The sequence below is a fragment of the Nonomuraea sp. NPDC049649 genome, assembly GCF_040675175.1.
GTDB lineage: Bacteria > Actinomycetota > Actinomycetes > Streptosporangiales > Streptosporangiaceae > Nonomuraea.
In genome coordinates this window covers 4,257-13,527 of the sequence record NZ_JBFAOH010000072.1, presented here as the reverse complement: position 1 = coordinate 13,527, position 9,271 = coordinate 4,257, and the positions used below count along the sequence as shown (strand labels likewise).

Below are 9,271 nucleotides of genomic sequence, written 5' to 3'. Positions count from 1 at the left end.
CTGAACGCCTTCGCCATCACTTTCGAAGGCCGCCTGACCCCGACCATCCGATAGAACCATTCAAGATCGAGTTACACCGTTTACTGGACAGACCCGGTACCGGACGGGGCCGGATTTGTTCTCCCGCTTCGTCGTTTTCACGTACACAGCTCTAGACCGTAGACGTACGTTTCAGGTCAGTGCAGCTGAACTGTCAAAATCGCGTCTCTAGGCGATTTCTGCTTGCCGGCCCCGCTCCCAGTCGTTGACCAGCACGTTCAGGCTGCATTGGCCTCTAGGAACCCCGAATTACGCGGAACGCGGGTTCACCGGAGCAGGTCATTTCAGCGCCTCTGATCGTCCTCCCCTGCCGGAAGACCCTCGCGCGAGGGGTCATCTGCAGGTTCACCTCTGCATCGAACAAGATTCACTGTTCTGACGCGATGCCCACCGCCGTCAGGCAGAACCGCACGAGGTGCGCGCACTCCGCTTGCGACGGCGCCGTGCCTGCCTGGCTGTGCCGTCGCAGCACGGCGAAGGTCAGATCGAAGACGGCATTGGTATCCAGGTCCACCTGTGCGCTCCCCGCGGCCTGCACAGCCTCACGCAGGAGGCCACGCAGGCGGTTCAGGCTATCCTGACCGGCTGCGACCGCCGCCCCCTCCTCGAGGTTGCCGACGATGGCCCGGCTTTGGCGCGCTGCGTTGCGATCGATGACCTGGGCGAGTATGCCACGAATCCACGCCTCGATCTGGTCCGCGGGTCGCGTCGCCTTAGCGACCTGGTGCGCGAGATAGCTGTGCAACCGTTCAGTGCCGCGTGCCAGCACCGCGCGCAGCAGCTCGTCCTTGCTGCTGAAGTAGCGATAGAAGGCCTGATTGGACGTACCCGCTTCGGCCACGATGTCCGCCACGCGGGGCATATGGGGCGCCGCGCGCTCAGCGACCCGCAGGGTGGCATCGAGGATGGCCTCCACCTCTCGCTGGGCATCGCCGCGCCGCTTGGACAGTGCGCGCTCTACCGCGGCGAGAACGGTCGGCTCAGGGTTCTCACCAGCGGCTTCAGGTACCGGCATCCGGAGCCTCCCAAGTGGACGTAACCGCCATCCTAGCAGTGCAGAATATTGATTCTGCATATTGAGTATGAGTATTCTGCGAATCAAGGCTCGTCGATAGGAGTGGTATGAGCTGGGATTTCACGGTCGAACCAGAGTTCCAGGAGCTGCTGGACTGGGCCGACGCGTTCGTGACCGACAAGGTGTACAAGCTGGATGCGCTGTGGCCGCACGACATCTACCGGCCGCTCACCGAGGAGCAGCGCTGTGTGATCGCCCCGATGAAGCAAGCCGTACGTGACAAGGGTCTGTGGGCCTGCCACCTCGGCCCCGAACTCGGCGGGCAGGGATACGGCCAGCTGAAGCTGGCACTGCTGAACGAGATCCTCGGCAAGTCGATCTGGGGTCCGCGCATCTTCGGCACGCAGGCGCCGGACACCGGCAACGCGGAGATCATCGCCCACTACGGCACACCGGAACAGCGAGAGCGTTACCTCGAGCCACTGCTGGAGGGCGACATCGTGTCGTGCTTCTCGATGACGGAGCCCCAGGGCGGCGCCGATCCCGGCGTGTTCGTGACCCGTGCGGAGCGCGACGGAGACGAGTGGGTCATCAACGGCACCAAGTTCTTCTCGTCCAACGCGCGATGGGCGAGCTTCCTCATCGTCATGGCGGTCACCAACCCGGACGCACCCGTGAACAAGCGCATGTCGATGTTCCTCGTGCCGGCCGACACCCCAGGGATCGATATCGAGCGCAACCTCGCACATCTCGGCGAGCTGCCGGACGATGGCTCCGAAGCGCTCATCCACTACCGCGACGTGCGCGTTCCGTCGTCAGCCCTGCTCGGCGCGGAAGGCGACGCGTTCGGCGTCGCGCAGACCAGGCTCGGCGGCGGACGCGTCCACCACGCCATGCGCGCAGTCGGCGGTGCGCAGCGATGCCTGGACATGATGTGCGAGCGAGCCCTGTCCCGCACCACCAAGGGCGAGCTGCTGGGGGCCAAGCAAGCTGTGCAGGCGATGATCGCTGACTCCTACCTGGAGATTCAGCAGTTCCGGCTGTTCGTTATGTACACCGCCTGGCAGATCGACCGGTACAAGGACTACAACCGAGTACGTAAGGACATCGCAGCAATCAAGGTTCAGACCCCTCGTGTGCTGGAATCAGTCGCCCGTCGCGCGATCCAGGTGCACGGAGCCCTCGGCACGACCTATGACCTGCCGCTGACCCGCTTCTTGTCGGGCGGAATGGTGCTCGCCCTCGCCGACGGCCCTACCGAGGTGCATCAGAGCACCGTCGCCAGGCAGCTGCTTCGCGGCTACTCTCCCTCCCCGGGTCCCTGGCCGAGTGAACACATTCCCACGCTTCGCGCCCAGGCTGAGGCGGAGTTCCTCAGTGAAGGAGCCGCGTGATGACCACAACCGCCGTGCTCGATACGACAGCCCTCGAAGCCTGGATGGATGCCGCCGGCCTGCCCGGTCGAGGCGCACCGCTGGAGTGGAGCTTCGTCTCCGGGGGCAGCCAGAACGAGATCTTCGAAATTCGGCGCGGCGATCTGCACGCCGCGCTGCGCAAGCCGCCACTGACCGCTCCTGCCTCTCGCGACGACGGCATTCTGCGCGAGTGGCGGATCATCCACGCCCTCGACGGCACTGACGTGCCGCATACGACGGCGATCGCCGTATGCTCCGACCCGGCCGTTCTCGGACGGCCGTTCTACCTCATGGGCTTCGTAGACGGCTGGTCACCGATGGGCGGGGAGGGGTGGCCCGCTCCGTTCGACGCGAACTTGTCCGTCCGCAGAGGCCTGGCCGAGCAGCTCGTCGAGGGCGTGGCCCTGCTCGGTGCCGTCGACTGGCGGGCACGCGGACTCGGCGATCTGGGCCGGCCAGACGGGTTCCACGACCGTCAGGTGCCGCGCTGGACGAGCTTCTACGAGCGTATTCGCGCTCGCGACCTACCGGGCTATGAGGAGGCGACCCGATGGCTCGCTGAGCGTCGTCCCCTGGACTTCGTACCCGGCATCATGCACGGCGACTACCAGTTCGCGAACGTGATGTTCCAGTACGGCGCCCCCGCGCGACTCGCCGCGATCATCGACTGGGAGATGGGCACCGTCGGGGATCCGAAGCTCGATCTCGGGTGGCTGATGCACTCCTGGCCTGAGGACACGGCAGTTTCCGGGGCGGAGGGCTACGTCGATCTCACCGGAATGCCGGGCCGGACCGCCCTCATCGAGTACTACGCCGAACGGTCCGGACGACAAGTGGATGACATGGACTACTACCAGGTGCTCGCGAAGTGGAAGCTCGCGATCGTCCTGGAGCAGGGATACCAGCGCGCCGGGGACGACCCGAAACTGCAGTCCTTCGGCCCGCTGGTTCTCGAGTTGATGGCCGGCGCCGCCGACCTCGCGGCGTCGAGTGACTACAGGAGCTCCCGATGAGGCTGGATCTGTCAGGCAAGGTCGCGGTCGTCACCGGCGGCAGCAGGGGCATCGGGCGAGCCATCGCCGAGGGCCTCGCGGCCGCGGGTGCCGACGTCGTCGTCGCGAGCCGCAAACTCGACAACTGCAAGAGGGCCGCTGACGAGATCCACCGGGCCACCGGGCGCCGAACGCTGCCACTGGAGGCCAACGTCAGCCGCTGGGACGACTGCGACCGGCTCGTCGACGCCGTCTACGACGCTTTCGGAACCTGCCACGTGCTCGTGAACAACGCCGGGATGTCCCCGCTCTACACCGACCTCGTGTCGGTCACCGAGGCGCTCTATGACAAGACGCACGCGGTCAACGCCAAGGGCCCGTTCCGGCTGGCCACGCTGTTCGGCTCACGTATGCACTCCGGCGACGGCGGCTCCATCATCAACGTCTCAACCGCCGGCTCACTGCGCCCGGACGTGGGAGACCTGCCCTATGCGATGGCCAAGGCAGGGCTCAACGCCATGACGCTCGGCCTGGCCGGAGCGTGGGCACCGAAAGTGCGGGCGAACGTCGTGCTTCCCGGCGCGTTCGACACCGACATCACCAAGGCATGGGCGCCCGAGATGAAGGAGCGGGCCGGCGAGACGAACCCGATGGGGCGCATCGGGCGCCCTGAGGACCTCGTCGCGCTATGCGTGTTTCTCGCCTCCGACGCCTCAAGCTATATCAACGGCGCGCAGATTCTCGCCGACGGCGGAGCCTACCGCAGCCTGTGACAGCTCATGCGCCCAGGCCGGTCGTACCGCGGGATGCAGTCGGCCGGCTCGGGCGCGGGGGCGCGTACGCTCCCGCCGACCCCCGGAGTAGGAGAAGAGTATGGAAGTCGTGAGCCTGCTATGAGAGCGGCCCGCATCACCGCCTACGGGCCCATCGACACCCTGCGCGTGGAAGAGGTCGACGACCCGGTTGTGGGCCCTGGCGAAGTCCTGGTCGACATCGCCGCAGCGGCGGTGAACTATCCGGATCTGCTGATCATGAGCGGTGGCTATCAGGTGAGATGGCCATTGCCGCTGATCCCGGGCTCGGAATTCGCAGGGACGGTCCGCGCCGTCGGGCCCGGCGTGACCGGCGTGACCACCGGTGATCGGGTCGCGGGCAGCGTGGCCGTCGGCGCGTTCGCCGAGCGGATCGCCGTACCCGCCGCAGGTCTCTGGCCGGTACCCGCGGAGGCCAGCCTCGCCGAAGCAGCGGCGTTCCGGGTCACCTACTTGACCGCGTACCACGCGCTGCGCAGCGTGGCCGAGGTACGCCCCGGCGCCCAGGTCGTGGTCCTAGGTGCGGCCGGTGGGGTGGGGCTGGCCGCCGTGGACGTCGCCGTCGCGCTGGGCGCTCGCGTGATCGCTGCGGTCTCGAGCCCGAAGAAGGCGGCTGTGTGCCGGGCGCGGGGCGCTCACGAGACGATCGACTACAGCCACGAGGATCTCAAGGAGCGGATCAAACAGCTCACCGGAGGCGGCGCCGACGTGGTGATCGACCCGGTCGGTGGTCCCTACAGCGAACCGGCGCTCCGTGCCACCGCGTGGGGCGGGCGTTTCGTCTGCCTCGGTTTCGCAAGTTCCCAGATCCCCGCCATCCCGCTCAACCTCGTGCTCCTCAAGGGGGTTCTCTTGTGCGGGATGGAAATCCGCACTTTCGCCGAACACCGTCCGCAGGACGCCCGGCGCGACGAGGCGGAACTGGCCGAGCATTTCCGCTCGGGCCGGCTCCGGCCGTACATCGGCAGACGCTACCCACTGGAGAAGGTCGCCGACGCGCTGCGCGCGGTGAGCGAGAGGAAGGTGATCGGCAAACTGGTCATCGTCATGAACGACGGATGACTCAATCGGTTTCTCCTACGAGCTCGTCTGCCGCCTGACCTACGGCGGTATCGCCGCGTCTGCCCGGCCTCGTGGCCGAGGGGGGCGGGGACGAAAGCCGCAGGTCAGCGTGTAGGGCGGGTGGGACTTGAACCACGACCTCGCATCATGAGGATCTGATCTACGATGTAAAGTTGAGCCCCCGGGGTCGGTCTTCACCGTGCTGAAGCACCATGGCGGCATCGCGCCGGCCGAGCGGTGGCGCCGGGCCGACCGTTTGAGTGCCGAGGAGCGGGAATCGATCTCTCGCGGCCTTGAAGCTGGAGTTTCACTACGTTCGATCGCCGTGTCGATCGGCCGGTCGGCGTCCACGGTGAGCCGGGAGGTCGCCCGCAAGGGCGGCCGGGCGAAGTACCGTGCGGTCGCCGCCGAGCAACGCGCTCAAGAGCAGGCACGTCGCCCAAAACCGTCCGCCCTGCAAGACAACCCGGTGCTGCGCCATCTGGTGATCGAACTGCTCGACAACCAGTGGTTTCCGGAGCAGATCGTGGTGAACCGCTCCGGCTCTGATGGAGGCTCGATTCCCTGAGAGGATCGAGTCATGGCACGTCCTTCCCCCTACCCGGCCGAGCTTCGCGAGCGTGCGGTGCGCATGGTCGCCGAGATTCGCCCGAACTACCCGACCGAGTGGGCCGCGATGAAGGCAGTTGCGGCGAAGCTGGGCGTCGGCGCGGCTGAGACCGTGCGCACCTGGGTCCGCCGGGCCGAGATCGACGCTGGCCAGCGGCCGGGAACGACCACGGCGGAGGCTGAGGAGATCAAGCGGCTGCGTGCGGAGGTCGCCGAACTGCGGCGTGCAAATGAGATCTTGAAGGCGGCCTCGGCTTTCTTCGCGGCCGAGCTCGACCGGCCACACAAGCGCTCGTAGCGTTCATCGACGCGTTCAAGAAGGTGTTCGGGGTCGAGCCGATCTGCCGGGTGTTGTCCGCACACGGATTGAAGATCGCAACCAGCACCTACTACGCCGCCAAGAGCAGGCGGCCCAGCACCCGTGCCCTGCGAGATGAGCAGCTCAAGGAGCACATCAGCCGGGTGCACGCCGACAACTACGGCGTCTACGGCATCCGTAAGGTCTGGCGGCAACTGCACCGTGAAGGAATCGAGGTGGCGCGCTGCACCGTCGCCCGGTTGATGCGTGAACTCGGCCTTTACGGCGCTCGCCGCGGCAAAACGATCCGCACCACCGTGCGCGACGATGGCCATGAACGCGCCGCCGACCTGCTGCAGCGGGACTTCACCGCCATGCGCCCGGACCAGCGCTGGGTCGCGGACTTCACGCATGTGATGACCTGGTCCGGGGTCGTGTATGTCGCGTTCGTCGTCGATGTGTACTCCCGGGCGATCGTCGGCTGGTCGGCCGCCACCGCCAAGCGCGCCAAGCTCGTCTTGGACGCCTTGGACATGGGGCTGTGGCGGCGCGACCGGGCCGGCCGCCCGGCTGGGCCGGGGCTGGTTCATCACAGCGACGCCGGCAGCCAGTACACCTCGTTCGCCTTCACCGCTCACCTGCTGCAGGCGGGCATCGACGCCTCCATCGGCACCGTCGGCGACGCGCTCGACAACGCGCTGATGGAATCGCACATCGGCCTGTACAAGACAGAGCTGATCAAACCCCGTAAGCCGTGGAAGGGCCTGGCCGATGTCGAGATGGCCACCGCCGAATGGGTCGACTGGTTCAATCACCAGCGCCTGCACACGGCGATCGGGCATATCCCGCCCGCCGAACACGAGACCAGCTACTACGCTCAACACCAGCCCCAACCGGTGGCTGGAGTCAGCCCGTAGAGCCTCCACCCAACCCGGAGCGCTTCAACCTGACAGACGCCCAATGGAAGGCGATCGCCTCCTCCATCCCGATACCGGCCTGGTTCCAAGGCCGCGGGGGCCAACCCGAGGCCTACTGCCACCGCGAGATGCTCGACGCGATGCTCTACCTGGTCGACAACGGCACCAAATGGCGGGCGCTGCCGGTGGACTTCCCGCACTGGAAGGCCGTCCACCGGTGCTTCACCCGCTGGCGCGAGCGCGGCGTCATCGATGTCCTGCACGATCGGCTCCGCCGACGATGCCGGCAGGCCGAGGGACGCGCCCCGGAGCCGACCGCGGTGATTATCGACTCTCAGTCGTTACGGGCGGCCGAGACCGTCGGCGCCGAAAGCCGTGGCTACGACGCCGGAAAGAAGGTCAACGGCCGCAAACGGCATATCGCCGTGGACACCCTTGGGCTGCTGTTGGTCGTCTACGTCACCGCCGCCGGCACCCAGGACCGCGACGGTGCTCGTCCGCTGCTGTCTCGCCTGGCCCGGACCTGCCTGCGGATCCGTCTGGCCTGGGCCGACGGCGGCTATGCCGGGCAGTTGGCCGGCTGGGCCAAGGAGAAACTCCGCATCGCCGTCCAGATCGTCAAACGCAGCGACGATGCCACCGGGTTCGTGGTGCTACCCCGCCGCTGGGTCGTCGAGCGCACGTTGTCCTGGCTAGTGCGCAGGCGCCGCTGCGTGCGCGACTATGAACGGCTGACCTCCAGCCACGAGGCCATGGTACGGCTGGCGATGATCTTGCCGATGGCGCGCCGGCTGGCCCGCTCCGGCCGATAACCGGCACGGGCGGCCACGCCTCTAGCAGCGGCGGTCGGCCGGCACCCAGAACGCGCCGCGATCCCCGCGTTCGATCCAGCCGCGGGCCGCCAACTTCTTGAGCTTGGCTCGCACCCCCTCGGTCTTGGCCGCGACCGGCTCCAAACCAAGGTCATCACGGAGCTGCCCAGCCCGGACCGGCCGATCGTATCGGCTGATCGCGCGCCACAACGGCCGGTAATGCGCGGGCAGGTCGGCCACGCTTTGCCCTTCCTGCCAGGTCGGCACCGTGGCCGGTACCGTCGCCGCGGGCTCAGCCACCGGTTCGGGTGTTTCGGCGTGGGCCGGGGCGGGCTGTCGGCCGACCACGGCCGCGAGCGTGGCGCGGGTGATCTCCACGTGGTCCAGATCCCGCTCAGCCTCAACCAGCGCCGCGTTGATCCTCTCGGCCTCCTCACGCAGGCCCTGGACCCGGGCGCGGACCTCGACCTCATGCCGATCCAGCAGGTAATCGATCGAGGGCAAGGGGTACCTCCTGGGGCATCGGGGCTGTCGACCACCCGACAATCCCGCACCCCGCGTCCTCTACGGAACACCCTGACCAGGAACGACACCGAATCAAGATCTCAAATTCGGTTCAAGGACAGGCACTTAGTCCCCTCCTGGCGAGGCCTGTCGGTCGATCGCGGATCGGCAGTCGACGGCTCGTAACGACGAACACTCTCAGGATGGTTCTGCGTCCTTCGGCGTGAATAAGCTCCTTCGGCCGTCGCGATGCGGGCCGCTCACGAATTCGGCTGCCTAACACTACCGAGTCGGCCCAGCCGGAGCGAGGCGCTACCCCTGGGCGGGAGTGGCCCGGCCAAGTTGTGCGACAAATAATGGAAATACTGGGTGAGCTGAGATGCTGCGCAAATGGCTGAGCCCAGGGTGTTTCTTTCAGGAAGTGAGACAACTCGGCCGGTACCTCTCCTTGGGGATGTACTGCTGCCATTCCTGAGGCGTGAACGGACGAACCGCGATGCTACAGACCTCTGAAAGAAGATCAGTCGGCAAGCCGACGTCCCAGATTCGCACCGTCCGGTCTTCGCCGGCGCTGGCCAGGCGGGTGCCGTCCGGGTTGAACGCCACCGAGTACACCGGGCCGGTGTGGTCTGCGAGGGGGGTGCCGATCTGGCGGCCGGTGGCTGGATTCCAGATCCGCACCGTCCCATCTGCGCTGGCAGTGGCCAGGCGGGTGCCGTCCGGGTTGAACGCCACCGAGTACACCGGGCCGGTGTGGTCTGCGAGGGGGGTGCCGATCTGGCGGCCGGTGGCTGGA

9 protein-coding genes and 1 pseudogene are annotated in these 9,271 nt (G+C 67.0%); 7 read left to right on the top strand and 3 right to left on the bottom strand.

All coding sequences use genetic code 11. The features are described 5' to 3' along the window. Positions 1 to 406 precede the first annotated feature (406 nt). Positions 407 to 1,054 (bottom strand): helix-turn-helix domain-containing protein, encoded by a 648-nt coding sequence (locus AB0J42_RS36880; protein ID WP_364303080.1) that lies wholly within the window; start codon positions 1,052 to 1,054, stop codon positions 407 to 409. Between the two features lie 107 nt (positions 1,055 to 1,161). On the opposite strand from AB0J42_RS36880, the gene AB0J42_RS36875 reads away from it, so the two are divergent. The 7 genes from AB0J42_RS36875 to AB0J42_RS36845 all read left to right on the top strand — a co-directional run bounded on the left by AB0J42_RS36875 (position 1,162) and on the right by AB0J42_RS36845 (position 7,971). Next, positions 1,162 to 2,448, top strand: a complete 1,287-nt coding sequence (locus tag AB0J42_RS36875) for an acyl-CoA dehydrogenase family protein (protein WP_364303078.1) — start codon at positions 1,162 to 1,164, stop codon at positions 2,446 to 2,448. Then, on the top strand, positions 2,448 to 3,482 hold the full coding sequence (locus AB0J42_RS36870) for a phosphotransferase family protein (RefSeq protein ID WP_364303076.1): 1,035 nt from the start codon (positions 2,448 to 2,450) through the stop codon (positions 3,480 to 3,482). Before AB0J42_RS36875 ends, AB0J42_RS36870 begins: the two co-directional genes overlap by 1 nt. Next, a complete protein-coding gene (locus AB0J42_RS36865; RefSeq protein WP_364303074.1) occupies positions 3,479 to 4,234 on the top strand; it encodes a glucose 1-dehydrogenase in 756 nt (251 codons plus the stop codon). Before AB0J42_RS36870 ends, AB0J42_RS36865 begins: the two co-directional genes overlap by 4 nt. A gap of 120 nt (positions 4,235 to 4,354) precedes the next feature. Beyond that, on the top strand, positions 4,355 to 5,335 hold the full coding sequence (locus AB0J42_RS36860; RefSeq protein WP_364303072.1) for an NADPH:quinone oxidoreductase family protein: 981 nt from the start codon (positions 4,355 to 4,357) through the stop codon (positions 5,333 to 5,335). A 199-nt stretch (positions 5,336 to 5,534) separates the two neighbouring features. Beyond that, positions 5,535 to 5,903 (top strand): helix-turn-helix domain-containing protein, encoded by a 369-nt coding sequence (locus tag AB0J42_RS36855; protein ID WP_364303070.1) that lies wholly within the window; start codon positions 5,535 to 5,537, stop codon positions 5,901 to 5,903. Positions 5,904 to 5,915: 12 nt separating this feature from the next. Then, a protein-coding gene (locus AB0J42_RS36850) for an IS3 family transposase (RefSeq protein ID WP_364303068.1) occupies positions 5,916 to 7,159 on the top strand; the annotation gives its coding sequence in 2 pieces (ribosomal slippage) (positions 5,916 to 6,198 and positions 6,198 to 7,159; 1,245 coding nt in all). After that, complete coding sequence (locus AB0J42_RS36845) at positions 7,045 to 7,971, top strand: IS5 family transposase (protein ID WP_364303082.1); 927 nt, start codon at positions 7,045 to 7,047, stop codon at positions 7,969 to 7,971. Before AB0J42_RS36850 ends, AB0J42_RS36845 begins: the two co-directional genes overlap by 115 nt. A 21-nt stretch (positions 7,972 to 7,992) precedes the next feature. Here AB0J42_RS36845 and AB0J42_RS36840 read toward each other — a convergent pair whose 3' ends face one another. After that, on the bottom strand, positions 7,993 to 8,475 hold the full coding sequence (locus AB0J42_RS36840) for a hypothetical protein (RefSeq protein ID WP_364303066.1): 483 nt from the start codon (positions 8,473 to 8,475) through the stop codon (positions 7,993 to 7,995). Between the two features lie 414 nt (positions 8,476 to 8,889). Then, positions 8,890 to 9,271 (bottom strand): annotated as a pseudogene (locus AB0J42_RS36835) (hypothetical protein); the annotation flags it as partial.

Coding starts and splice junctions, on each gene's coding strand:
- AB0J42_RS36875 (WP_364303078.1), top strand. CDS start 1,162: ATGAGCTGGGATTTCACGGTCGAACCAGAGTTCCAGGAGCTGCTGGAC.
- AB0J42_RS36880 (WP_364303080.1), bottom strand. CDS start 1,054: ATGCCGGTACCTGAAGCCGCTGGTGAGAACCCTGAGCCGACCGTTCTC.
- AB0J42_RS36860 (WP_364303072.1), top strand. CDS start 4,355: ATGAGAGCGGCCCGCATCACCGCCTACGGGCCCATCGACACCCTGCGC.
- AB0J42_RS36865 (WP_364303074.1), top strand. CDS start 3,479: ATGAGGCTGGATCTGTCAGGCAAGGTCGCGGTCGTCACCGGCGGCAGC.
- AB0J42_RS36870 (WP_364303076.1), top strand. CDS start 2,448: ATGACCACAACCGCCGTGCTCGATACGACAGCCCTCGAAGCCTGGATG.